The following is a 23,954-nucleotide window of genomic DNA, read 5'->3' as shown; positions in this document are numbered from 1 at the left end:
ATGGGCGGGACGGAGTGTCAGCCATGCGAGGCTGGTGTCAGGCCGGGTCCGCCAGGATCGAGATCCATACGACCGGTGTGCTGCGCATCGCGATGCGGCTGCCCCGCCGAGCGTGCGGCGTGGCTGTTCATCGCTTGCGAAGAAACCCGCACCGGCAGGTGGTTCGGCACCCCCGCTGCCCGCCAGCCGGGTGGTGCCACGCCTACGATAACTCCGCACTGTATCGGCCGCGCACCGCCGAGCACGCTGAAGCCATGATGCACAACAGTTTCCGCTACCACGGCAAGATCGCGCTCATTACCGGCGGCACCAGCGGGATGGGGCTGGCCGCCGCGCGCCGCCTGCTCACCGAGGGCGCGCGGGTGATCATCACCGCCCGCGACCAGACCCGCTTGGACGCGGTCGTCGCCGAACTCGGCGGCCGAGGAGCAGGCCACGCCGCAGAACCGGACAGCCAGCGAACGGGCCACGCCGCAGAACCGGGCGACCAGCGGACGCGGCACGCCGCCGAGGCGCGCGGCCAACGAGCGGCCCACGCGGTCGACGCGCGCGACGAGTTGCCGGATGACGCCGTCGAACGTGCCGGGCGGGTGCTCGGGATCCCCGGCGATGCCACCGATCTCGCTGATCTCACTGCCTTGGCCGCCACCATCCGTGAGCGCTTCGGCCGCGTGGACCTCGTCTTCGCCAATGCGGGCATCGGCGCGTTCCAGGCCATCGACGAGGTCACCGAGGCGGAGTTCGCGCGCGTGGTCGACATCAACTTCAAATCGGTGTTCTTCACGGTGCAGCAGATGCTTCCGCTGCTGTCCGATCGGGCCGCCGTCGTCATCAACGCCTCCTTCGCCGTGCACCGCGGCGCACCCGACGCCGCCCTCTACACCGCCACGAAGGCGGCGGTCCACAGCCTCGCCCGCACCGTCGCGGCGGAGCTGGCTCCCCGGGGGATCCGGGTCAACTCGATCAGCCCCGGGTACATCGACACCCCGGCGTTCCGCGCCGAAGCCTCCGCGGAGGCGCAGGCGGCGGCCGCGTCGCTGGTCGCGGCGGGCCGGATCGGCGATCCCGACGAGATCGCCGCGGCCGTCGCCTTCCTCGGTTCCGACGAGGCCGCCTACATCAACGGCCAGGATCTGTCGATCGACGGCGGCCTGACCTCTGTCATTCCGGCGGCCATGGTGTGAGTCGCAGCGGCCGCGCGCGGACATGACCGCAGGGGTGAACCGTCGCGGCACGTATTTCGTATCCCCGGGGCAGAAGGCTCATCACGGAGGTCGCGCGTGCGTGTCAACAGGGTGACGGTTGATCTGTCGGAGTATCCGGATCTGGTGGTGATCTACCTCGGCATGCGCGTGCGCACGCCCCGGGGCATGCTGCGACTGCTCGGGGTGGGCCCGAAGCTGTACAGCTCGCACCGGGACCGGCCGGATGGGCTGCTGCACCACGAGGACATCGTGTGGTCGCTGTTCCCGCCGCACTGGGGTGCGCGCCAGTACTGGCGGGATCTGGAGAGCCTGGAGCGGTGGACGCGCTCGGATCCGCACCGGCAGTGGTGGCAGCGGTTCCTGCGCGATTCCGGCGGGACCGGCTTCTGGCACGAGGCGTATTTCGCGCGCGGGGGCATCGATTCGGTGTACGACGATATGACCCCGGCGACGGGGCTGGCGCGTTTCGCACCCACCGTCCCCGCGCGCGGGCGCATGTTCTCCACCCGCGGGCGCGTCCAGGCGGCCGAGCCCACCGTCGCGCCCGTGGTCGACGAGGACAGCTACTATCGGTGATCGCCCGCCGCGCCCGTTCCGCCGAGGCCGGCACGCGCGATTCCGCCGGCGCCGCCACGCGCATGGCGGCGATCACCGGGCGCGCGGGAAGGCGAACGCCAACAGTGGGCGACAGACACCGAACGCGCGGATGAATATCCTGGTCGAGAGGTGTGATTCGGTCAGGAGAGCATTCCCAGCGGTGGCGAGTGCCAATACGGTTACCGCCATGCACGTCCTGTTCGTCTGCTCCGGAAATGTCTGTCGATCGGTGATCGCGGAGCGACTGACGCTCGCCGTCGCCGCCGAACACGGACTGTCCGATCTGACCGCCGAGAGCGCCGGGGTGCGCGCCCTGGTCGGATTCCCGGTGGAACCCTTGGCCGCGGAGACCATCGCCGGACTGGGCGGCCATATCGAGGGTTTCAAGGCGCGCCGGCTGAAGCCGGAGATGGTGCGCCGCGCCGATCTGATCCTGGCCATGACCGAGCAGATCCGGGAGAAGGTGCGCGAGATCGAACCCTCCGCCGCACCACATACTTTCACCCTGCTGGAGGCGTACCGGATCGCGAAGGTGAGCGGGGCGCGCACGGTCGCGGCCCTCAATCAGGCCCGCAATGATCTGGCCCTGGTCGGCCGGGAGAACATCGCCGATCCGGTCGGGCTGTCCCCGCAGGCGTATTGCGAAGTGGGCGACCGCATCGCGGAAGCGCTGGTCCCGCTGCTGTTGGCATTGCACGCGCATGAGCATCCGCAGGCCACCATCCACCCTCGCGCGGCCGTCGAGGAGGCTGGTGCGGCGCGACCGGCCCTGCTCCTGCTCCCCGGCGGTCGCGATTCCTCGGCCCGGCACGCGGAGGGCGCACCGCGCGAATCCGGTGTGGCATCCGGAGAACCGGTGCGATCCGGCACGGAATCGGCCGTGAGGGTTGCCTCTTCGCGGTTCTAGGCGCAGACTCACAACAGAACACCAGCGTGTCAATGGACCTGTCTGCCGCAAACGTCCGGTAAGGGGCTACACTCCCCGCGGATACTCCACCCGGTTAGACACCAGAACAGGACTGAAGGACATGCCGAAACGCATTTCGGATGTTTCGCTCCATGTTTACGTGACACCGCAGACCCTCGACCGTGTCGTGGGCACCGTCTGCCGCGTAGTGGATGAGCATGTGGCCGATCGCGATCTGTTCGCCTGGCGGTTCACGCTCCCCGTGGAAGCCGACGATCCGACCCACCGCCTGCTCGAAACCCAATGGCGGATGGACCATCCCGACGCGGAACCCGGCGAGCGGCGCACCTACGAGATCGCGCTCAACCTCGTCGGCGACGCACGCCTGCTGACCAAGGCGGCCATCGCCCGCCTGGAAGAGCGCCTGGTATTGGGACTGTCGGCGGACGAACCGTTCCCCTATGTGATCCGCGCTCTCCAGCGCGAGAGTTTCGACCTCGAAGAGAACCGCGAACGCCTCTGAACGGCAATCGGGCCGTACCCCACCGGGTACGGCCCGACAACGTTCCTGGGGCGTGCTTCAGCGGCGCGCCGGGAAGTGGCGGATCACGCCCTCCTGCACCGTACTGGCCAGCAGTTCACCGGCGCGCGAATAGAAGTGCCCGCGCGCCAGCCCGCGTGATCCGGCGGCCACCGGCGACTCCGTGGCGTACAGCGCCCAGTCGTCGAAGCGGAAGGGACGGTGGAACCAGATGGAGTGGTTCACCGTCGCCGCGATGATGCGGTCCAGCCCCCAGGACAGGCCGTGCGTGGTGATGATCGAGTCCAGCACCGTGGTGTCCGACGAATACGCCAGCGCCGCAACATGAATCAGCGGATCGTCGGGGAGCGCCCCGTCGGTGCGCATCCACACCCGATTGTGGTTGAGCTTCTCCCCCGTGCCCTTGAGGATCCAGGCCGGATCGTTCGTGTACCGCATATCGATGGGATGCGGTGCGTTCACGAACATCTCCAGCCGGTCCTCGAGTCCGGCGAAGGTCTCCTCGATCCGCGGCAGCCCCTCCGGATCGGGCACCTCGGGCAGCGGCACCCCGTGCTCGAGGCCCTTGCCCCAGTCCTGGAAGGCCGCCAGCATGACGAACAGTTCCTGATCGTCCTGGAAGGCGGTCACCGTCCGGTTGGCGAAGGCGCGCCCGTCGCGGTGCCGGTCCACCCGGTACTCGATCGGCTTCTTGGGATCACCGCCGCGCACGAAATGCGCGTTGACGGCGTGCACCGGGCGTTCGGGTCCGACGGTGCGGCCCGCGGCGATGATCGCCTGCGAGACCAGCTGCCCGCCGAAGGTGCGGCTCCACACCTTCTCCGGATGGTGGCCGATGAAGATGTCCGGCCCAGCCTCCTCGAGGTCGAGCAGCTCCAGCAGCACTTCCAGATCGGCGGCCCGGGACAGCGCTCCCGGCTCCGCGATCTCCTCGCCCAGTGACGCACTCACCTCAGTGATCCTCCTCGCCGATACGGTGAACGTGAATCATATTGGTGGAGCCCACGGTTCCCGGCGGCGAACCCGCCACGATGACCACCAGATCACCCTTCTTGTACCGCCCGATGGACAGCAGCGCGTGATCGACCTGATGGATCATCTCGTCGGTATCGGCCACTCGCGGCACGATGAAGGTCTCGGTACCCCAGGTCAATGCCAGCTGGCTGCGGATCTCCGGCTGCGGGGTGAAGGCCAGCAGCGGCAGCGGGGTGTGCAGGCGGGCCAGGCGGCGCACCGTGTCACCGGACTGCGTGAAGGCGACCAGGGCCTTGGCATTGAGCCGCTCGCCGATATCGCGGGCGGCGTAGGAGATGACGCCGCGCTTGGTGCGGGGCACGTGGGTCAGCGGCGGCACCCGGCTGGAGGTCTCGCCCTCGACCGCGTGCACGATGCGGGCCATGGTGCGCACGGCCTCGATCGGGTACGCGCCGACGGAGGTCTCACCGGAGAGCATGACCGCGTCCGCACCGTCCAGCACCGCGTTGGCAACATCGGAGGCCTCGGCGCGGGTGGGCCGGGAATTGGAGATCATCGACTCCAGCATCTGGGTCGCCACGATGACCGGCTTGGCGTTCTCACGCGCCATCTGGATGGCCCGCTTCTGCACCAGCGGCACCTGCTCGAGCGGCAGCTCCACACCCAGGTCGCCGCGCGCCACCATGATGGCGTCGAAGGCGAGCACGATGGCCTCGAGATTGTCGATGGCCTCGGGCTTCTCCAGCTTGCCGATCACCGGGACGCGGCGGCCGACGCGATCCATCACGTCGTGCACCAGCTCCACATCCGAGGGCGAGCGCACGAAGGACAGCGCGATGAAGTCCACGCCCAGCTTGAGGGCGAATTCCAGGTCGTCGATGTCCTTCTCGGACAGCGCCGGGACGGAGACGTCCATCCCCGGCAGCGAGACGCCCTTGTTGTTGGAGACCGGGCCGCCCTCGGTCACCCGGCACACCACGTCGTTACCCTCGACGTGGTCCACGGTCAGCCCGACCTTGCCGTCGTCGACCAGCAGCCGGTCGCCCGACTTGGCGTCCGCGGCCAGTTCCTTGTAGGTGGTCGACACCCGGTCGTGGGTGCCCACCACATCGTCGACCGTGATGCGGACGACCTCACCGGTCGCCCAGAAGGTCTTCCCGTCTCCCTCGAACCGGCCGAGGCGGATCTTCGGTCCCTGGAGATCGGCGAGAATACCTACCGCGCGGCCCAGATCGTCGCTGGCCTGACGCACCTTCTTGTAGTTCTCGGCGTGATCGGAGTGCTCGCCGTGGCTGAAGTTCAGCCGCGCCACATCCATTCCGCTCTCGACGAGTTCCCGAATCCTTTCCTCGGACGACACCGCCGGTCCGAGCGTGCATACAATTTTCGTCCGTCGCATCACACGTCAACCCTAGACCTGCCCACACACTCCCGCTCACCGGGCACACCGCAACAGTGGGCGGCGGCCGGATGAACAGCGAGCGTGGCGCGCGTCACGCTTGGAGGAATGCCCAGCAACCCCTCAGCGAGCGACGTGACGCGCTAGACGAGTCTCCAGTCCGGACTGCGCGAATCCGAGGATCAGGCAGATGACCCAGTAGTAGACCGCGGCCACGCCGTAGAGGGCGAAGAAGTCGAAGGTCGGGGCCGCCGCCAGCTGGGCGGTGCGCAGCAGTTCGGTCACCAGGATGGTCGAGGCCAGCGAGGTGTCCTTCACCAGCGAGATGAGGGTGTTGGACAGCGGCGGCACCGCGATGCGGGCAGCCTGCGGCAGGATGATCATCCGCAGCGCCTGCGGATAGGTCATGCCGACCGCGTACGACGCCTCCCACTGCCCGTGCGCCACCGACAGGATGGCCGCACGGATCACCTCGGCGGCGTACCCGCCCACATTGAGGCTGAACGCGATGACCGCCGCCGGGAACGGGTCGATCACGATATCCAGCTGCGGCAGCGCGTAGAACACGATGAACAGCTGCACCAGCAGCGGCGTCCCGCGAATGATCGAGATGTAGAACCGGGCCGGCGCGGACAGCAGCCGGACCGGCGACATCCGCGCCAGCGCCACGAACAGCGCGAGCACCAGCCCGATGACGAAGCTGATGGCGGTCAGCGGCAGCGTCTTGGTGACGGTGGCCTCCAGCATGGGCCAGAGGTTCTGCCGAATGAGATCCCAGGTGGCGGCATCCATCTTCGGTGCGGCGTCTACTTCGAGACGTCGACGCCGAAGTACTTCTCGGAGATCCGCGCCAGGGTGCCGTCGGCCCGCAACTCCGCCAGGGCCTGATTCACCTGGTCGATGAGCTCCTGGGAATCCTTGCGGGCGGCGAACACCTGCTGGGAGACCTCACCGGTCTTGCCCGCGACCCGCACCTCGTTGGTGCTGTGCTGCTTGGTGTACTCGGCCACGGCCAGGGAGTCGTTGACGGTGGCGTCCACGCGGCGGGTGTTGAGCAGCTGGATGGCCTGCACGAAGCCCTCCACGCCCTCGACCTTGCAGCCCGCGTCACCGGCCACCTTCGACCAGTTGGAGGTGGTCGACTGCGCGCAGACCTTGCCGTTCAGATCGGCGAGGGAGGCGATGTCGGTGGTGTCCTGGCGGGTGACGATGACACCCTCGGAGACGGTGTAGGGCTGCGACAGCGCGTACTTCTCGGCGCGGGCGGGGCTCGCGGTCACCTGGTTGGCGACCAGATCGAAGCGCTTGGATTCCAGGCCCGCGAAGATGGCGTCCCAGGGGGTCTGCACGAATTCCACGGAGCGGTCGAGCTTGTCGGCGACGGCGGTGATGACCTCGACGTCGTAGCCGGTGAGCGCGCCGTTGTGTTGATAGCTGAACGGAGAGTAGGTGCCCTCGGTGCCGACCTTCAGCACGTTCGGGTCGTCGTCGTTGCCACCGCAGGCGGTGAGCCCGGCGGCGGCGACGATGGCGAGTACGGCGGCGAACAACTTACGGCGCACGGTGAACCTCTCCTCGAGCGTGGGCAGGCCACGCGACAGACAACCGGTACAGGGTACGCCGGGAACCGACCGTCCGGGACCTCAACGATTGCCGTGCGCGCAAACCTGGTGCGATCGACGCCGGAGATGATAGCGACGGGCGGGCGGCATCGACGTGTCGACGCCGCCCGCCCGGGCGCGTGTCCTTCGAATCAGTCGCGCAGCGGACGACCGTAGGGATCGGGCACCTTGCCGATGAGGATGAGGATGCCGTCGATCAGACCCCAGATACTGCCGATACCGCAGGTGAGCACGGTGACCACGATCTGCCACACGGCGATCTGGTTGTAACCCAGATAGAAGCGGCCGATACCGAAACCACCCAGGAAGATCTGCAGCAGACCCGCGATGAGCTTCTGCTTGTCCGACAGCGGGGTGCCGTAGATGTCGCGGCCGTACGGTGCTTCCGGATCGACCCCCGGGCCGAACTGCGCGGGCGGGTAACCGCCGGGCTGACCGTAACCCGGCTGAGCGAAACCGGGCTGACCGTACCCGGGCTGCGGATACTGCGGCTGCGACTGGCCGTAGGGCTGCTGGGGCTGCTGGGCGTACGGATCGGCGCTCTTGCCCAGATCCGGACCGGTGCCCGGCGCACCGTACTGCGGCCCTTGGCCGGGCTGCTGCTGATAGGGATCGGTCACGGTGTTCTCCTCATCGATACTGCGATACCGCGCGGGCGGTCAGGACTTGGTGTCGTCCGTGTCGCCGGACTTGGCGGGGTCGGTCTGCTCGGGCCGGGTTGTCGGGGATGCGGGCTTGGCGGTCTCTGCGTTCTCGGACGGGTTATCGTCCGCGGGGTCGGTTTCGTTGTCGTCGGATTCCGTGGACCCCGAGCCGAACGCCTTCTCCGCGGGTTCCGTGTCCGTGGGTTCCTTGTCCGTGGGCTCCTTGTCCGTGGGCTCCTTGTCCGTGGAGTCCTTCTCCGTGGACTCCTTGTCGGCGGCCTCCTTATCCGTGGCCCCCTCGCCGGTGGGCTGCCGCCCGGCTGTGGCTTCGGCGTCCGCGGCCGCCTCGGTCTCGGCCTCCGTGCCCTTGGTCAGCGGCACGCTGTCGTCCTCGGCGCTGTCACCCTCGGCGGCATCACCGGCCGCCGTGGCCGTCGCCGCGGTGGCGGCCCCGGCGGCACCGTAGGCGCGCAGCTTCGACAGCTGCCACGGCCACGGGCGGTCGTCCTTGGAGCGCAGCTGCTCGGCCGTTTCGCGCCCCTTGGTCGCCAGCACGAAATACGCTATCGCACAGAGGAATACGATGGCAGAGGTGAAGGAGTTGACGCGGATGCCCGCGATGTGGGTGGCCTCGTCGTCACGCAGCAGCTCCACCCAGAAGCGGCCGAAGCAGTAGACCGCCACGTAGAGCGCGAACAGGCGGCCGTGGCCGATGCGGAACTTCTTGTCCAGGTAGAGAAGTGCGGCCACGCCGAGCAGGTTCCACACCAGCTCGTAGAGGAAGGTGGGGTGCACGACCTTCTCCACCACGCCGGTGGAGACGCCGTCCATCATGTCGAGCTGACCGTTGGCATCGAAGCGCAGGTAGATCTCCAGGCCCCAGGGGACCGTGGTCTCCCGGCCGTAGAGCTCCTGATTGAACCAGTTGCCGAGGCGACCGATGGCCTGCGCCAGCAGAATGCCGGGCGCGATGGCATCGCCGAAGGCGGGCAGCGGGATTCGGTAGATGCGGCAGGCGATCCAGGCACCGACGCCGCCGAGCAGCACCGCACCCCAGATCCCTAGGCCGCCCTCCCAGATCGCCCACCAGTCGCCGGTGGCGTTCGCCCCGAAGTACTTCTGCCAGTCGGTGGCCACGTGGTACAGCCGTCCGCCGACGAGACCGAACGGCACCGCGAACATGGCCACATCGAGGACCGTGCCGCCCTCTCCCCCACGCTGCTGCCACCGCTTCTCGCCCAGCCAGATGGCCGCGACGATGCCGATGATGATGCACAGCGCATAAGCACGCAGCGGGAACGGCCCGATCTCCCAGACACCGCGCGGCGGTGAGGGAATATAGGCCAGGACGTCGGCGGCACTGCCGGACAGGACACTGTCAGCCAGGACTCGATAGGTCACGGCCCCAACCGTAGCGGAAGCGGCCCGCCACGCACGGAACGCGGGCACGCCCCGCCGACTCGGCACGCCGCGCACCGCCGCATCCACCCGCCCACCGCACGCGGATCGAACAGCTCGAACGGCCGGAATATCCGCACGGCCGGAGCCGCCCATGCGGAATCCGGAAGCGCGGATGAACCGGTCGTAGCGTGGGCGTTGAGCGTGGTACCGCAAGCGGCGAAATCCCACCCGACGAACGGGGGCGATGACCCCGGGAGGTCCGGGTGTGGCGCGGGCAATCTCTTGAGATCACCGCCGGACTCGCGGGCACCCGCCACGGCTACCTCGGCGACTGGCGCGGGGTGAGAAGGCCCCGGAACCGCCGCGCTGCGGTAGCGCTGGCCGACGCGCTGCGGTAGCGCTGGCCGACGCGCTGCGGTGGCGCGGCGTCGGGGTTCACCGGGTGGCCGTGGCGGTCTTGTCGGCGATCGTCATGGTTCGGCCGTTGGGGCCGTGCCGGGTACTGGTCGAGCGCTGGCTCCAGGGCTGCGGCACTCCAGCGAACCGAGGCGATCCGGGCGACCGCCGCACCGTTGCGCGGCTAGGAGGGCACCCGCGCCGACCGCACGCCCTGTGCCAGTTCGGCCGTGAGCGAGCGCACCGCGTGCAAGCCCTGGGCGGCGGCGGTGACCAGGGCCGAGCCGACGATGACGCCGTCGGCGTAGGCCGCGATCTCGGCGGCCTGGGCTCCGTTGCGCACGCCCAGGCCGACACCGATCGGGATATCGGAGTGGGTGCGGATGCGGGCACACAGGGCGGGGGCCATATCGGAGACGGCGTCGCGCGCGCCGGTCACACCCATGGTGGAGGCGGCATAGACGAAACCTCGTGACGCTTCCAGGGTTTTGACCAGACGCTCCTCGGTGGAGGACGGTGCCACCAGGAAGATGCGGTCCAGATTGTGGGTGGCCGACGCGATGAACCAGTCGTCGGCCTCCTCCGGAATCAGGTTCGGCGTGATCAGCCCGAGACCGCCCGCCGCCGCGAGATCGCGGGCGAAGGTGTCGACGCCGTACTTCAGCACCGGATTCCAGTAGGTCATGACGACGGCCTTGCCGCCCGCCGCGCTGATGGCCTCCACCACCCGGAATACGTCGCGCACCCGCACGCCGCCGCGCAGCGCCTGTTCGGCGGCCGCCTGGATGGTGGGGCCGTCCATCACCGGATCGGAGTAGGCGACACCGACTTCGATGACGTCGCAACCGGATTCGACCATGGCGGTGCAGGCGTCGATGGACCCCTGGAGGTCCGGGTAGCCGGCGGGCAGATAGCCGATGAGCGCCGCGCGGTTCTCCTCGCGGGCCGCGGCGAAGGTGTTGGCGAGATTGGACTGCTGGCTCACTGCTGCGCCTCCGGGTCGTCGAACAGCCCGAACCAGCGGGCGGCGGTGTCCATGTCCTTGTCGCCGCGACCGGACAGATTCACCAGGATGATCGCGCCAGCACCCAGCTCCCGGCCCAGCTGCAACGCGCCCGCCACCGCGTGCGCGGATTCGATGGCCGGGATGATGCCCTCGGCGCGCGAGAGCAGCAGCAGCGCGTCCATGGCCTCGGTATCGGTGATCGGCCGGTACTCGGCGCGCCCGCTGTCCTTCAGGTAGGCGTGCTCGGGGCCGACCCCCGGATAGTCCAAACCCGCTGAGATGGAATGGGATTCGATGGTCTGGCCGTCCTCGTCCTGGAGCAGGTACGAGTACGCGCCCTGAAAGGCCCCCGGGCTGCCGCCGGTGAAGGTGGCGGCGTGGCGGCCGGTGTCGACGCCGTCGCCCGCGGCCTCGTAGCCGATCAGCCGCACGTTCGCGTCGTCGAGGAAGGCATGGAAGATGCCGATGGCATTGGAGCCGCCGCCCACGCACGCGGTGACCGCGTCGGGCAGGCGGCCGGTCTGCGCCAGCACCTGGGCGCGCGCCTCCATGCCGACGATGCGCTGAAAATCGCGCACCATCAACGGGAACGGATGCGGACCGGCGGCGGTGCCGAAGCAGTAGTAGGTGCGGTCGGCGTTGGTGACCCAGTCGCGCAGCGCCTCGTTGATGGCGTCCTTGAGGGTCTGCGAACCGGAGGTCACCGACACCACCTGCGCGCCAAGCAGCCGCATGCGAGCCACGTTCAGCGCCTGCCGGGCGGTGTCGACCGCGCCCATGTAGATGACGCATTCCAGGCCCAGCAGCGCGCACGCGGTGGCGGTGGCGACGCCGTGCTGACCCGCGCCGGTCTCGGCGATGACGCGGGTCTTGCCCATGCGCTTGGCCAGCAGCGCCTGGCCCAGCACATTGTTGATTTTGTGAGAACCGGTGTGGTTCAGGTCTTCCCGCTTGAGCAGAATGCGCGCGCCACCGGCGTGCTCGGCCAGTTTGGTGCATTCGAACACCGGCGACGGGCGGCCGGTGTAGTCGCGCTGCAGGCGGTCGAGCTCACCGAGGAAGTCCGGGTCGAGCCGGACCTTCTCGTATTCGGCGGTGACCTCCTCGATCACCGCCATCAGCGCCTCGGGGACGTGGCGGCCGCCGTAGACGCCGAAATGGCCGCCCAGGTCGGGCTCGTGCGCGCTCTTGTTCGCGACGCCGTCGCTGGCCTTGGGCAGGGTGTCGTTCGTCGGTGTCATCTCGTCTCTCACCGGCCCCGGCGCACCGGCTTCGGGCAGGACGGATGGGTGCCGGCCGTCACCAGCTCGGCCACGGCGGCGCGAGGATCACCGCTGGTCACCAGGCCCTCGCCGACCAGGACGGCATCCGCGCCCGCACCGGCGTAGGCCAGCAGGTCGGCGGTGCCGCGGATACCGGACTCGGCCACCCGGATGACCTCACTGGGCAGGCCGGGCGCGATGCGGGCGAACACGTCCCGATCCACCTCAAGGGTCTTCAGGTTGCGGGCGTTCACGCCGATCACGGTGGCACCGGCGGTGAGGGCGCGATCGGCCTCCTCCTCGGTGTGCACCTCGACCAGGGCGGTCATGCCCAGCGATTCGGTGCGGTCGATGAGCGAGGACAGCACGTCCTGCTCCAGGGCCGCCACGATGAGCAGGATGACGTCCGCGCCGTGCGCACGGGCCTCGTGGATCTGGTAGGGCCCGACGATGAAGTCCTTGCGCAGGATCGGGATGTCCACCGCGGCGCGCACGGCGTCCAGATCGGCGAGGGAGCCGTGGAAGCGGCGCTGTTCGGTCAGCACGCTGATGATGCGCGCACCGCCGTCCTCGTAGGCCCGGGCCAGGTCGGCCGGATTGGCGATATCCGCGAGCGCGCCCTTCGAGGGGCTGGCACGCTTCACTTCGGCGATCACGCCGATCCCGTCCTCGTGCAGCGCTGCCTTCGCGTCGCGGGGCGAGGGTGCCGCCGCGGCAGCCTTCTTGACGGCCTGGAAATCCAGGAGGGCTTCCCGTGCGGCCACATCCGCGCGGACCCCGTCGAGAATCGAGTCGAGTACCGTCATCTGGCTCGAATCCTTTCTGGGGAGACGGACTTGCTGCCTGAGAATCCCCCCAGGCGCTGTCTCACCGATGCTGATAAAGAGTAAATGGCTATCTCCGCGTCGTTGACGGCGGGGGCGGTACGGGGGCTTGGTCCGGTCTCCACCGCTGTTCAGCGAGTCGGGCGACCGGCCGACCCGGTATCCGGATCATCGTGCGCGGCAGAGGTATTGGCGGCCTCGTCGGTGGGGTCGTCCCCGGCGTCGAGGGCATCCCAGAGCACTCGGCCCGACAGCTGTTCACCGGGGGCGGGCTGTGACGCGGATTCGGCGCGGCGCGGCGCCGTCTCACCGGCACCCCGCTGGTCCGTCCGAGCGGCACGCCGCTGGTCCGTCTGAACGGCACGCCGCTGGTCCGTCTGAGCGGCACGCCGCTGGTCCGTCTGAGCGGCACGCCGCTGCGCCACCTCGGCGGCGGCCGCCGAGCGCCGGACGGCGGGGTTGTCGTATTTGCCGGACAGTCGGCCGGTATCCGACGGCATGCGCACCAGCAGCACCCCGGCCAGGAAGGCGGCGACCGCGCCCACCAGCGCCACCACGGCGGGTGCCGTCGCGGTCTGGGTGCTCACCACATGTTCCCAGTCGCGCAGTTCGGCCAGTCGACCGGCCCGCTCCGCGAGCTGTCCCTCACCTCTGAGCAGGGCGTACTCCGGCACCGCGGCCACGGCGGCGAGCAACGCGACCACCACGCCGACGATTCGGCGCGGCCAGCCGCGGGTGGCGAAGACGGCCGCGATGGTGGCGACCAGGGCCAGCGCCAGCGGAGTGAGCGCACCGAACCAGGTACCGCCGTCGAGGTCGATATCGCGCGGCGCACCGAGTTCACTGCTGACCCCGATGCTCACCCACGTCATCCGCGAGGACGCCCACAGCGCCCCGGCGGCGACGGCCAGCAGCAGCACCGCCACGATCGGCTTGCGCTGACGCGGTGTATCCGACTGCGCCCCTTGCTCGTCGGCGACCGCTCCAGCTTCGATCTCGGCCCGAATGACGGGATCGACGGAGCCGGAGACGGTTTCCACGACCGATGTCGAATCAGGCTGCGCGGCGGATGGATTCGAGGTGGCGGATGTCGCCGACCCGGCACGTTCGGCAGTGGCGCCGCGCGGCGCAGACGTCGCCTCCGTGCCCGCGTCCGGAGCGGCGGGCTCCCCGGCGCCGGCTGCGGCAGGCTCCGGTGGGGTGTCCGGTTCCCGGCTGCGCGGGTCGGCAGCATCGCTCATAGCGTGCCGCCCTGTCCGTCCGGGCGGTAGGCGCGGACCGTCTGGGCGGCGGCGACGGCCTTGAGGACGGCCATGGCCTTGTTGCGGGATTCGACGTCCTCGTAGTCGGGGTCGGAGTCGGCGACCACGCCCGCGCCCGCCTGCACGTAGGCGATGCCGTCCTTGAGCAGGGCGGTGCGGATGCAGATGGCGGTATCGGCGTCGCCCGCGAAATCCAGGTAGCCGACCACGCCGCCGTAGATGCCGCGGCGGGTGGGCTCCAACTCCTCGAGCAGTTCCATGGCGCGGACCTTCGGCGCGCCGGAGAGGGTGCCCGCGGGGAAGCAGGCGCGCACCGCGTCGAGGGCGATGCGGCCCGGGGCCAGGCGGCCCGAGACCGTGGACACCAGGTGCATGACGTGGCTGTAGCGCTCGATGTGGCGGTATTCGGTGACCCGCACGGTGCCCGGTTCGCAGACTCGGCCCAGATCGTTGCGGCCGAGGTCGACGAGCATGAGGTGCTCGGCGTTCTCCTTCTCGTCGGCGAGCAGCCCCTTCTCCAGCAGCAGATCGTCCTCCTCGGTGGCCCCGCGCCAGCGGGTGCCCGCGATGGGGTGCGTGGTGGCGAGGCCGTCCTTCACCGTGACCAGCGATTCGGGACTGGAGCCGACGATGGAGAAGGCGGTGCCGCCGGACCGGTCCGGGATGTGCATGAGGTACATGTACGGGCTCGGGTTGGAGGCGCGCAGCATGCGGTACAGATCCAGCGGGCTGCCGTCGTAGTCCATCTCGAAGCGCTGCGACAGCACCACCTGGAACGCCTCCCCCGCCTCGATCTCCTTGACCAGGCGGCGCACGCCCGCGCCGAACTCCTCGGAGGTGCGCTGGCGGCGGAACTCGGGCTCGGGGCGTTCGAAGACGGAGACGGTGGAATCGGCGGGGGCGGCCAGGGCGGCGGTCATGCGGTCCAGGCGGGCCACCGCGTCGTCGTACGCCTCGTCCACGCGCTCGTCGGTGCCGTTCCAGTTGACGGCATTGGCGATGAGGGTGATGGCTCCCTCGTGGTGGTCGAAGGCCGCCAGGTCGGTGGCCAGCAGCAGCACCAGCTCCGGCAGTTCGAGATCGTCGGCGGCGATGACGGGCAGGCGTTCCATGCGGCGTACCGCGTCGTAGCCGAGATAGCCGACCAGGCCGCCGGTGAGCGGGGGCAGACCGGGCAGTCGTTCGGTGCGCAGCAGTTGCAGCGTCTCCCGCAGCGCCTCCAGGGGCTCACCCCCGGCGGGGGCGTCGGCCGGCACCTGCCCGAGCCAGGTCGCCTGCCCGTTCTCGACGGTCAGCGCGGTGGGACTGCCCGCGCCGATGAACGACCAGCGCGACCACGATCGCCCGTTCTCGGCCGACTCCAGCAGGAAGGTTCCCGCCCGGTCGGCGGCCAGTTTGCGATAGGCCGAGAGGGGAGTTTCCGAGTCCGCCAACACCTTTCGAATCACCGGAACGACCCTGTGATCGGCCGCGAGCAGGCGGAACTGTTCGCGGGAGGTGGTGGTGGGAGTGGAGGAACCGCGCATTGCCCCATCATTCCAGGCCGGTCGATCGGCATCGAATCCCGCTCCCCGCACAGCCGGAGCCATACCGGCCGCGAATAACAGTGGCGGTGATCACTACACTCGCCACACGCGGTATCCCTTATCGAGAGGAGTTCAACACCGATGTACCCCTCGCAACCGGTCGCACCGGAGGGTCCCCGGCACGCCAGTCCGCAGGTCGGCCCGGGTGGGCACCCGACCCAGCCGCCCCGGATGATGAATATGAACCCGGCCGCCAAGCCCAGCGCCCTCGCCTCCTTCGTCACCTATGTGAAGGCACTCGAGGCGCTGGATCCGCGCCGCTTCCCGGACGAGTACGCCGAGCACGCCGACCGCATCCGCGAGCTCAAGCCCTTCCTCCGGGCCCACGGCATCCTCGATGTCATGGAGATCAAGAACCCGGACGTCGCCGCCCTCATCGGCGTCTGACCCTCACCGGGCGTCCGATACGCACAGGCGATTCGGCCCGCGCACATCGCTGTGCGCGGGCCGTGCCGTGTGGTGCGGCGTGCCGTGTCGGCGCGCGCCGTGGCTCCCGGAACGCTGATCCAACCGGAGCGGAGCGGGCCACTCCGCTCGGGACTATGCTCGCCGCCATGCGAGTTCGCGCGTTCCACGCCGCCGACCGGGACGCTGTGCACGAGGTGTCGGTGCGGGCCGGAGCGGGATCGCCGTCCGGAGTGCTGTGGGGAGATCCGGAGTCGGAGATGGCGGTGTATCTGGATCCGTACATGGATCTGGAACCCGATTCGCTGCTGCTGGCGGAGTCGGATGGGCGGCTGGTGGGGTATCTCGCCGGATGCCTGGACGGGACGCGGTTCCCCAGCGAGGAGGAACGGATCGAGCGGGCCATCCGAACGTATCGCCTGCTCCGGAAGCGGACGGCACGGGCGTTCTTCCTGCGCAGCGCCGTGGATATGGCGGCCGCCAAGCTGCGGCGACGGCCGACGGCCGGGGATTTCGTCGATGCGCGGTGGCCGTCGCATCTGCATATCGGCCTCGTCCCCGAGGCGCGCGGCACCGGCGCGGCCGAGGCGCTGATGCGGCGGTGGTTCGAGCGGCTCGACGCGCACGGCTCTCCCGGCTGTCATCTACAGACCCTGGTCGAGAACACCCGGGCCGTGCGGTTTTTCACCCGGACCGGATTCGTCACGCACGGCGTGCCCGCCGAGGTGCCGGGACTTCGGTACCGAGGCGCGCGGGTACATCAGCTGACGATGGTGCGCCCCGGCTGAACGGCGACCGGCCCTCGTCGCCCGACCGGTTGCGGCGGCCCGCCGGTGCCCGACGTCCCGTAATGTCTCCGGCATGAAGGCAGGCCAGCTCGCCCCGAGTTTCAAGCTTCCCGATCAGACCGGCACCGTGCGCTCGCTCGACGAACTGCTCGCGGACGGCCCCGTCGTGCTGTTCTTCTACCCCGCCGCCAATACCCCGGTGTGCACCGCCGAGGCATGCCACTTCCGCGACCTCGCCGCCGAATTCGCCGCCGCGGGCGCGACCCCGGTGGGCATCAGCACCGACTCGGTGCAGACCCAGGCCGGTTTCGCGGGCAAACAGAACCTGGGTTACCCGCTGCTCTCCGACAACGACGGCGCGGTAGCCGCCGAATTCGGCGTCAAGCGCGGCCTGCTGGGCAAACTCTCCCCCGTCAAACGCACCACCTTCGTCATCGACCCGGACCGCACCATCGCGACCGTGATCAACAGCGAACTGCGCGCCAACGTCCACGCCGACGACGCCCTGGAGTTCCTCCGCAACCGCGCGAAGTAGCGCCGACCGCATACGGCGGTAGCACCACCGATCGCGACCAGGCGACGGCGTGGGCGGCGGCGATCAGCACAGCACCAGGACGCTGCCCGCGTAGGCGACGACGATGAGGGTGGCGGCGGCGAAAGCCGGTTGCAGCAGCCGTCTTTCGAGATAGCGCGGCCGCGCGGCAGGACGGCCTGATCCGAGGCTGTGACGGCCGGGCCGCCGCAGCCGTGGGGCACTCCAGGGGCGGGGACGGGCCTGCGGCCGCGGCCGTGAGACGTTCCCTATGCGGGGGCCGCCGCCCGGCGATCTCAGCCATGCAGCGCCCCTGGCGCGACGGCGGTCGCCGGTGCGCGGGGACGCCGTTCCAGGCAGCGGTCGGTTCTGCGACTTCAGTTTTCGGCGGATCAAGCCGATGGCGGTGAGGATTGCGGTGAGGAGGAGCATCGCGGGGGCCGGTCAGGCGGCGGGGGCCGGGTGGGGGTTGGTGGTGCCGCGTGGGAGGCGGCGGCGGGCCGGGCCGGGGTCGGGGACCAGGTCGAAGCGGATGAGGCTGTCGGCGGTGTCGAGGAGGGTTTCGGCGAGGGGGCGCATGGTCCAGCCGAGTTCGCGGCTCGCCTTCTCGGCGCTGACGGATTCGTCGCGGCCGAGGTAGGGGACGGCGGTGCGGGCGGTGGCGTCGAAGCGGGCGGCCAGGCGGACCAGCCAGTCCGGCAGGGCACGGGCGGTGATCCGGTAGCGGCCCGCCAGGATGCGAGCCATGTGCGGGAGTGACACCTGATCCCCGGCCAGGATGTAGCGGTTGCCCGCGGCCGCCGGTACCTCCATGGCCAGGCGGTGTCCGACCGCCGCGTCCCGCACGTCCACGGTACAGAAGTTCAGCCGCGGTACACCGGGCATCTCCCCGGCCAACACCAGGCGCAGACCCTCCACCGAGGTGCCGACCCGCGCGTTCCGCACCGGCCCCAGGATCATGCCGGGATTGACCACGGCGAGTTCGAATCCCGGTGTGGCATGGGCGAAGTCCCAGGCCGCGCGTTCGGCGAGCGTCTTGCTCTTCTCGTAGGCGTCGCAGACCGCCGGGTCCGACCAGTCCACCTCGGTGCACAGTCCGGTGTGCCCGACCCGCACCGCCGCGATCGACGACGTGTACACCACCCGTTCGACCCCGGCGTCGCGCGCGGCGCTCAGCACCCGCCGCATGCCCTGCACGGCCGGACGCACCAGTTCGTCCTCGTGTTCGGGCGTGCCGAGCGGGAACGGCGAGGCGGTGTGCAGCACATACCGGCAGCCCGCCACCGCCTCGGCCCAGCCGACATCGCTGCTCAGATCCGCCTCCACCAACTCCACGCCGCGCAGGTGCGCGGTGGCGGCGGAATCGGCGAGCGAGCGGACGGTGCCGCGCACCGCGTAGCCGTGCTCCTGCAATTCGGCGACGACATGCCCGGCGAGATACCCCGAAACCCCGGTCACAAGAACACGATCCGTCATGGCCGAGCTCCAATCTAAGCGATGTTCAGAATCTAATCAATGTATAGATTGGCGAGACCCCGGCCGTCAACCCCTTACGCTCATGCCATGTCGACGAAGTCCCGCTACCACCACGGCGCGCTCCGAGAGGAGCTCATGCGCGCATCCCTCGAGCTGATCGAATCCGAGGGCTTGGCCGCCGTGAGCCTGCGCCGCGTGGCCCGCGAGGCCGGGGTCAGCCCCGGCGCGCCCTACCACCACTTCGCCGACCGCGCCGCACTCATGACCGCGCTGTCCACCCAGGGGTTCGAACTGCTGCGCGCGGAACTCCAGACCGCCCGCGACCGGGCCGACACACCCATGGCGCGCCTGGCCGCTCTCGCCGACGCCTACGTGCGCTTCGCCCGCGAGCGGCCCGCCCACTTCCGCCTCATGTTCCGGCCGGAGCTGTCGCACTCGCACAAGCATCCGGAGACCAGCGCGGCCGGTGACGCCGCCTTCGCCGTACTGGCCGACACCGTCGCCGAGGCCGCCGCGGCCGGGGCGCTGCCCACCGACGAGGCCGATATCCTCGCCATGACCTGGTGGAGCCTGGCCCACGGACTGGCCTCGCTCACCCTCGACGGCAAACTCCCCGATCGGGCCGCACAGCTGGGGATGACGGTGCCGGACCTCAGCGACCGGGTCACCCGACTCTTCGCCGACCTGGTCGATTCCACTCGGACACGACGCTGACCCAGCCCACCGAAGCACTGCGGCGCAACCCACCGCGCCCCCGCCGAGCGACCTCCTAGCAAACCCCGCGGTACGGGCCTACGCTGTGCCCATGACGACGCCGATCGAACAGCCGACCGAAGGCAGGAGTTCCTTCGCCACCTGGCGCAATCGCATTATCGGGGTGCTGGTGCTGGCCCTGGTGCTGTGGCTGGCGTATCTCGTTCTGGCCGCGTTCATCCCGCGCTGGTGGGCCCAGCGAATTGCGGAAATGGTGCATTCCAGCTTCTCCAAGGGCATCTGGTACGGACTCGTCTTCGGGTTGGTCTGCACGGCCGTACCACTGTTCCTCATCCTCTTCTCCACCATGGTCTGGCGGAAACGGGGTGGCCGGTTCGTCGCCGGTGCGCTGGTGGTTCTCGCCATCGCGGTGGCCGTGCCGAACCTCATGACGCTCACCATCGTGCTGGGCAACAGCAGCGCCGCCCACGCCGGTGAGCGCATTCTCGACGTGGACGCCCCGGGCTTCCGCGGCGCCTGCCTGGCGGGCGCCATCGCGGCCGCGATCCTGTTCGCCCTCACCGCATTTCTGTTGGCTCGCAGGGGCTTCCGTCGACATCGTGCCGTCAAGCAGCGGGCCGCGCAGGAAAAAGCGCAACTCACCGCCGATGCGCCGGACCCGGCACCGGCACCGTCGGAGCCGCGCGAGCACTGAGCGAGCCACCCCGGCGACACGCGCCGCCACGTGAGTGATGTCACGTCATTCAGTAACGCCCGTGACGTATGAGCGAAATCGTGGCAAACTTTGTTTGCGGGTGACTGCACGTTGAAGCTCCGAGGGTCGCGGACACGCTTCGACGATCGACAGTCACTTGGCTGCTACGAGAGGGCACACGGTGACCAAGTGGTTGAATCCAATGGAACAGCGAGCTTGGCGTACTGTCATCGCGCTGACCACCCGGCTGCCCGCCGCCCTGGATACCCAGTTGCAACGCGAATCCGGGATTACCCATTTCGAGTACTTCGTCATGACCCTGCTCTCCGAGGAGCCGGGCCATCGATTGCAGCTGAGCGAGCTGGCGCGAAAGGCAAACGCATCGCTATCGCGACTGTCGCATGTGGTGTCGAAGCTGGAGCGGCTCGGCTGGGCGCAGCGCGCCACCATGGCGGGCCGCCGCGGCGCACAGGCCGTACTCACCGACGCCGGATTCCAGAAGGTGACCGAGGCCGCGCCCGGTTATCTGGATACGGTGCGCGGCTTGGTATTCGACGGTTTGGACGAGGAGCGCACCCGGGAGCTGCTGGAGCTCGGTGAGCTCCTGGTGGCGCAGATGGAGCGTGGAATCAACCGTGGCATAGGGCGATCCGGCCGAGGCGGCGGCGGCGCGGACGGCCGGGAGTACCTGCTCCCGGACAATCACATCGCCCCGGCGGCACCCGACGGCGATACCCTCGGCAATCTCTAGCCCGAATCTCCAGCCCGCCCGCGCGACGCCCACCCGATCCGAAGCCGACTCGGCCGCAGGCGGATTCGCGCGGTCGCGCGCTCAGGCCGTCGCGGTCAGCAGCACATCGCCGTCCCAGCAGGTGTGGGTGCCGGTGTGACAGGCCGCGCCCTCCTGGTCGACGATGAGCAGGATGGCGTCGCCGTCGCAGTCCAGGCGCACCTCGTGCACGTACTGGGTGTGCCCGGAGGTCTCCCCCTTCACCCAGTACTGCCCGCGCGAACGCGAGTAGTAGGTGGCCTTGCGGGTGGCGAGCGTGCGAGCCAGCGCCTCGTCGTCCATCCACGCCATCATGAGCACATCACCGGTGGACTTCTCCTGGGCGATGGCGGCGACCAACCCGGCCTCGTTGCGCTTGAGGCGGGCGGCGATGGCGGGTTCGAGACTCATGATTCGGTTATAACAGGGCGGACGACCCGACCCGCATGCGGCCCGGTCATGGGCCGCTCCCGCGGCGGCTGGCCGTTGGAGCCGCACACCATGCGCTCGCGCCAGCGCGCCGAACTGCGGCAGTTTCCTCGCCGCCCGGAACATCCCGGCGAGCCAGCCGATGTACGTGGTGTTCGGGCGGGCGGGCTGATCAGCGGACGGTGATGCCCTCGGTGCGCATGGCGTCCTTCACATCCTTGATGGTCAGATCACCGAAGTGGAAGACGCTGGCGGCGAGCACCGCGTCGGCACCGGCCCGCACGGCGGGGGCGAAGTCGTCGACCTTGCCCGCGCCGCCGCTGGCGATGACCGGCACGGTGACCGCCGCGCGCACCGCGCGGATCATGGTCAGATCGAATCCGGCCTTGGTGCCGTCGGCGTCCATGGAGTTGAGCAGGATCTCGCCGACGCCCAGTTCGGCCCCGCGCACCGCCCATTCCACGGCGTCGATGCCGGTGCCGCGCTTACCGCCGTGCGTGGTCACCTCCCAGCCGGACGGGGTCGGCTCCTGCCCCTCCGGCACCGTGCGCGCGTCCACCGAGAGCACGATGCACTGGGAGCCGAACCGTTCCGACATCTCGCGCAGCACTTCGGGTTTGGCGATGGCAGCGGTATTGACCGACACCTTGTCCGCGCCCGCGCGCAGCAGCCGGTCCACATCGTCGACGGTGCGCACGCCGCCACCCACGGTGAGCGGGATGAAGATCTGCTCGGCGGTGCGGGTCACCACGTCGATCATGGTGCCGCGGTCGCCGGTGGAGGCGGTGACGTCGAGGAAGGTGAGTTCGTCCGCGCCCTGGGCGTCGTAGGTGGCGGCCAGTTCGACCGGATCACCGGCGTCGCGCAGATTCTGGAAGTTGACGCCCTTGACCACGCGGCCCGCGTCCACGTCCAGACAGGGAATCACGCGTACTGCCAACGTCATTGCCTCACCTCTCCTCGGACCTGATCGACGCAGGCGGCGATCATGTCCAGTAGTTCCTCGTGCACACCGGGCGCGGCCGCCAGCACCGAACCTGATTCGATGGTCCAGTCGCGCCCCAGCAGATCGGTGACCACCCCGCCCGCGGCCCGCACCAGCGCCACCCCGGCGGCGTTGTCCCAGGCGTGATGGCCGAACACCACGGCACCGCCCAGAATCCCGGATGCCGTGTACGCCAGGTCGATTCCGGTGGAGCCGTGCATACGCAGGCGACCGGACAGGCGGCTGAGCGCACCCAGCAGATTGAAGCGGAAGCGCCCGGGGATGCGGCCCTCACCGTCGAGGTTGAACGCGCCGAAGCCGATCATGGCGTCGGAGAGCCTGCTCGTCGACAGTGGCGGCAGCGGTGCGCCGTTGAGCAGCAGCGGTCCCCCGGCAGCGGCGGCGTAGCGCTGCCCGAGCACCGGCAGCCAGGTCAGCCCCAGTACCGGGACGCCGTCCTCGACCAGCGCCAGCAGCATGCCCGAGAGCGGATGTCCCGCCGAATAATTGAAGGTGCCGTCGATGGGGTCGAGCACCCACGCGGTCCCGGAGGTCAGCTGCGGACCGCCGAATTCCTCACCGTGCACCGGGATTCCGGTGCGCTCGTGCAGCTGCCGCGAGATCTGGCGTTCCAGTTCCAGGTCCAGGGCGGTGGCGAAGTCGCCGCGGCCCTTCTGGACGGCGCTGGGCGCGCCGAGCCCCTCCACGAAACGCGGTGCGGCGGCGTCGAGTACCTCGCTCGCGACGGCGAGCAGCGCGGTGCGGTCGGCGGCCATCCGCTAGCGGACCGCGTCGAGCGCTTCGGGCAGGGTGAAGCGGCCCGCGTACAGCGCCTTGCCGATGATCGCGCCCTCCACCCCCTCGGGTACCAGGGTGGCGATGGCGCGCAGGTCGTCCAGGGTGGACACGCCGCCGGAGGCGATGACCGGCGCCTCGGCGGCATTGGCGACCTGGCTCAGCAGGTCCAGGTTGGGGCCGGTGAGGGTGCCGTCGCGGCCCACGTCGGTGACCACGTAGCGGGTGCAGCCGTCGCGCTCCAGCCGCTCGAGCACCTCCCACAGATCACCGCCGTCGGTGACCCAGCCGCGGCCGCGCAGCCGCCATTCGCCGTCGATGAGCTTCACGTCCATGCCGATGGCGATGCGGTCTCCGTACTCACCGAGCACGCGCGCGCACCACTGCGGATTCTCCAGCGCGGCGGTGCCGATATTGACCCGGGCGCAGCCGGTGGCCAGCGCCGCCTTCAGCGAATCGTCGTCGCGGATGCCGCCGGACAGTTCGACCTTGACATCGAGTTCGCCGACCACCTCGGCGATGAGATCGCGGTTGCTGCCCCGCCCGAAGGCGGCGTCGAGGTCCACCAGATGCACCCACTCGGCCCCGGCTTCCTGCCAGGCGTGGGCGGCGTCGCGCGGCGAACCGTAGCTGGTCTCGCTTCCGGCCTCGCCTTGAACGAGGCGGACGGCTTCACCATTGGCGACATCGACGGCGGGTAGCAGCACAAGACTCACGGAACCACCTTAGTGGTTGCCGGT

At 69.6% G+C, this 23,954-nt stretch carries 26 protein-coding genes; 10 read left to right on the top strand and 16 right to left on the bottom strand.

Annotated features, from left to right (window positions below; translation table 11 throughout):
* Positions 1–254: 254 nt before the first annotated feature.
* The 4 genes from FOH10_RS08995 to FOH10_RS08980 all read left to right on the top strand — a co-directional run bounded on the left by FOH10_RS08995 (position 255) and on the right by FOH10_RS08980 (position 3,232).
* Positions 255–1,184 (top strand): SDR family oxidoreductase, encoded by a 930-nt coding sequence (locus tag FOH10_RS08995; RefSeq protein ID WP_186000765.1) that lies wholly within the window; start codon positions 255–257, stop codon positions 1,182–1,184.
* A 96-nt stretch (positions 1,185–1,280) separates the two neighbouring features.
* Positions 1,281–1,781, top strand: a complete 501-nt coding sequence (locus FOH10_RS08990; RefSeq protein ID WP_029929071.1) for a monooxygenase family protein — start codon at positions 1,281–1,283, stop codon at positions 1,779–1,781.
* 208 nt (positions 1,782–1,989) lie between these two features.
* Positions 1,990–2,709, top strand: a complete 720-nt coding sequence (locus FOH10_RS08985) for an arsenate reductase/protein-tyrosine-phosphatase family protein (RefSeq protein ID WP_143983959.1) — start codon at positions 1,990–1,992, stop codon at positions 2,707–2,709.
* 160 nt (positions 2,710–2,869) lie between these two features.
* Positions 2,870–3,232 (top strand): hypothetical protein, encoded by a 363-nt coding sequence (locus tag FOH10_RS08980; RefSeq protein WP_244961814.1) that lies wholly within the window; start codon positions 2,870–2,872, stop codon positions 3,230–3,232.
* A gap of 57 nt (positions 3,233–3,289) precedes the next feature.
* On the opposite strand, the gene FOH10_RS08975 is transcribed toward FOH10_RS08980, so the two are convergent.
* From FOH10_RS08975 to FOH10_RS08925, 11 genes are all read right to left on the bottom strand, one after another.
* Positions 3,290–4,201: an acyl-CoA thioesterase gene (locus FOH10_RS08975; RefSeq protein WP_244961812.1), complete on the bottom strand. Its 912-nt coding sequence runs from the start codon at positions 4,199–4,201 to the stop codon at positions 3,290–3,292.
* Between the two features lies 1 nt (position 4,202).
* Positions 4,203–5,627, bottom strand: a complete 1,425-nt coding sequence (pyk, locus tag FOH10_RS08970) for a pyruvate kinase (RefSeq protein WP_172544850.1) — start codon at positions 5,625–5,627, stop codon at positions 4,203–4,205.
* Positions 5,628–5,747: 120 nt separating this feature from the next.
* Positions 5,748–6,416 carry an amino acid ABC transporter permease gene (locus FOH10_RS08965; RefSeq protein WP_029929080.1) on the bottom strand — a complete coding sequence of 223 codons (669 nt, stop codon included), beginning with the start codon at positions 6,414–6,416 and terminating at the stop codon, positions 5,748–5,750.
* A 14-nt stretch (positions 6,417–6,430) separates the two neighbouring features.
* Positions 6,431–7,186, bottom strand: coding sequence for an amino acid ABC transporter substrate-binding protein (locus tag FOH10_RS08960; RefSeq protein WP_143980361.1), 756 nt, complete (start codon positions 7,184–7,186; stop codon positions 6,431–6,433).
* A 191-nt stretch (positions 7,187–7,377) separates the two neighbouring features.
* Entirely contained in the window at positions 7,378–7,866 is a 489-nt protein-coding gene (locus FOH10_RS08955; protein WP_029929085.1) for a TM2 domain-containing protein, read from the bottom strand.
* A 39-nt stretch (positions 7,867–7,905) separates the two neighbouring features.
* Entirely contained in the window at positions 7,906–9,291 is a 1,386-nt protein-coding gene (gene lgt, locus FOH10_RS08950; protein WP_244961811.1) for a prolipoprotein diacylglyceryl transferase, read from the bottom strand.
* Between the two features lie 580 nt (positions 9,292–9,871).
* Positions 9,872–10,672, bottom strand: a complete 801-nt coding sequence (gene trpA, locus FOH10_RS08945; protein WP_143980360.1) for a tryptophan synthase subunit alpha — start codon at positions 10,670–10,672, stop codon at positions 9,872–9,874.
* Positions 10,669–11,934 carry a tryptophan synthase subunit beta gene (trpB, locus tag FOH10_RS08940; protein ID WP_143980359.1) on the bottom strand — a complete coding sequence of 422 codons (1,266 nt, stop codon included), beginning with the start codon at positions 11,932–11,934 and terminating at the stop codon, positions 10,669–10,671. Before trpB ends, trpA begins: the two co-directional genes overlap by 4 nt.
* A gap of 8 nt (positions 11,935–11,942) precedes the next feature.
* Positions 11,943–12,761 carry an indole-3-glycerol phosphate synthase TrpC gene (gene trpC / locus FOH10_RS08935; protein ID WP_029929096.1) on the bottom strand — a complete coding sequence of 273 codons (819 nt, stop codon included), beginning with the start codon at positions 12,759–12,761 and terminating at the stop codon, positions 11,943–11,945.
* 149 nt (positions 12,762–12,910) lie between these two features.
* Complete coding sequence (locus FOH10_RS08930; RefSeq protein WP_143980358.1) at positions 12,911–14,020, bottom strand: TIGR02234 family membrane protein; 1,110 nt, start codon at positions 14,018–14,020, stop codon at positions 12,911–12,913.
* A complete protein-coding gene (locus tag FOH10_RS08925; protein ID WP_081592374.1) occupies positions 14,017–15,567 on the bottom strand; it encodes an anthranilate synthase component I in 1,551 nt (516 codons plus the stop codon). The genes FOH10_RS08930 and FOH10_RS08925 overlap by 4 nt, the downstream gene beginning before the upstream one ends.
* 141 nt (positions 15,568–15,708) lie before the next feature.
* On the opposite strand from FOH10_RS08925, the gene FOH10_RS08920 reads away from it, so the two are divergent.
* The 3 genes from FOH10_RS08920 (at position 15,709) to FOH10_RS08910 (ending at position 17,355) form a co-directional block, all read left to right on the top strand.
* Complete coding sequence (locus FOH10_RS08920; RefSeq protein ID WP_029929101.1) at positions 15,709–16,014, top strand: hypothetical protein; 306 nt, start codon at positions 15,709–15,711, stop codon at positions 16,012–16,014.
* A 167-nt stretch (positions 16,015–16,181) separates the two neighbouring features.
* Entirely contained in the window at positions 16,182–16,820 is a 639-nt protein-coding gene (locus FOH10_RS08915; RefSeq protein ID WP_143980357.1) for a GNAT family N-acetyltransferase, read from the top strand.
* 73 nt (positions 16,821–16,893) lie between these two features.
* Positions 16,894–17,355 carry a peroxiredoxin gene (locus FOH10_RS08910; protein ID WP_029929104.1) on the top strand — a complete coding sequence of 154 codons (462 nt, stop codon included), beginning with the start codon at positions 16,894–16,896 and terminating at the stop codon, positions 17,353–17,355.
* 441 nt (positions 17,356–17,796) lie between these two features.
* On the opposite strand, the gene FOH10_RS08905 is transcribed toward FOH10_RS08910, so the two are convergent.
* On the bottom strand, positions 17,797–18,828 hold the full coding sequence (locus tag FOH10_RS08905) for an NAD-dependent epimerase/dehydratase family protein (RefSeq protein ID WP_143980356.1): 1,032 nt from the start codon (positions 18,826–18,828) through the stop codon (positions 17,797–17,799).
* A gap of 87 nt (positions 18,829–18,915) precedes the next feature.
* Here FOH10_RS08905 and FOH10_RS08900 point away from each other — a divergent pair, with 87 nt between their 5' ends.
* From FOH10_RS08900 to FOH10_RS08890, 3 genes are all read left to right on the top strand, one after another.
* On the top strand, positions 18,916–19,542 hold the full coding sequence (locus tag FOH10_RS08900) for a TetR/AcrR family transcriptional regulator (RefSeq protein WP_039812651.1): 627 nt from the start codon (positions 18,916–18,918) through the stop codon (positions 19,540–19,542).
* 91 nt (positions 19,543–19,633) lie between these two features.
* Positions 19,634–20,236, top strand: a complete 603-nt coding sequence (locus FOH10_RS08895; RefSeq protein WP_143980355.1) for a permease — start codon at positions 19,634–19,636, stop codon at positions 20,234–20,236.
* A 202-nt stretch (positions 20,237–20,438) separates the two neighbouring features.
* Positions 20,439–20,987 (top strand): MarR family winged helix-turn-helix transcriptional regulator, encoded by a 549-nt coding sequence (locus FOH10_RS08890; protein WP_115061659.1) that lies wholly within the window; start codon positions 20,439–20,441, stop codon positions 20,985–20,987.
* Between the two features lie 81 nt (positions 20,988–21,068).
* Here FOH10_RS08890 and hisI read toward each other — a convergent pair whose 3' ends face one another.
* The 4 genes from hisI to priA all read right to left on the bottom strand — a co-directional run bounded on the left by hisI (position 21,069) and on the right by priA (position 23,930).
* Complete coding sequence (gene hisI, locus FOH10_RS08885; RefSeq protein WP_039812648.1) at positions 21,069–21,416, bottom strand: phosphoribosyl-AMP cyclohydrolase; 348 nt, start codon at positions 21,414–21,416, stop codon at positions 21,069–21,071.
* 190 nt (positions 21,417–21,606) lie between these two features.
* Entirely contained in the window at positions 21,607–22,380 is a 774-nt protein-coding gene (hisF, locus tag FOH10_RS08880; protein WP_029929117.1) for an imidazole glycerol phosphate synthase subunit HisF, read from the bottom strand.
* On the bottom strand, positions 22,377–23,195 hold the full coding sequence (locus FOH10_RS08875) for an inositol monophosphatase family protein (RefSeq protein WP_143980354.1): 819 nt from the start codon (positions 23,193–23,195) through the stop codon (positions 22,377–22,379). Before FOH10_RS08875 ends, hisF begins: the two co-directional genes overlap by 4 nt.
* Before the next feature lie 3 nt (positions 23,196–23,198).
* Positions 23,199–23,930 (bottom strand): bifunctional 1-(5-phosphoribosyl)-5-((5-phosphoribosylamino)methylideneamino)imidazole-4-carboxamide isomerase/phosphoribosylanthranilate isomerase PriA, encoded by a 732-nt coding sequence (gene priA / locus FOH10_RS08870; protein ID WP_143980353.1) that lies wholly within the window; start codon positions 23,928–23,930, stop codon positions 23,199–23,201.
* Between the last annotated feature and the right edge of the window lie 24 nt (positions 23,931–23,954).

Source organism: Nocardia otitidiscaviarum (assembly GCF_007362295.1).
In the GTDB taxonomy this organism is placed as follows: domain Bacteria; phylum Actinomycetota; class Actinomycetes; order Mycobacteriales; family Mycobacteriaceae; genus Nocardia; species Nocardia otitidiscaviarum.
This window is presented reverse-complemented; position numbering and strand designations above follow the sequence as displayed.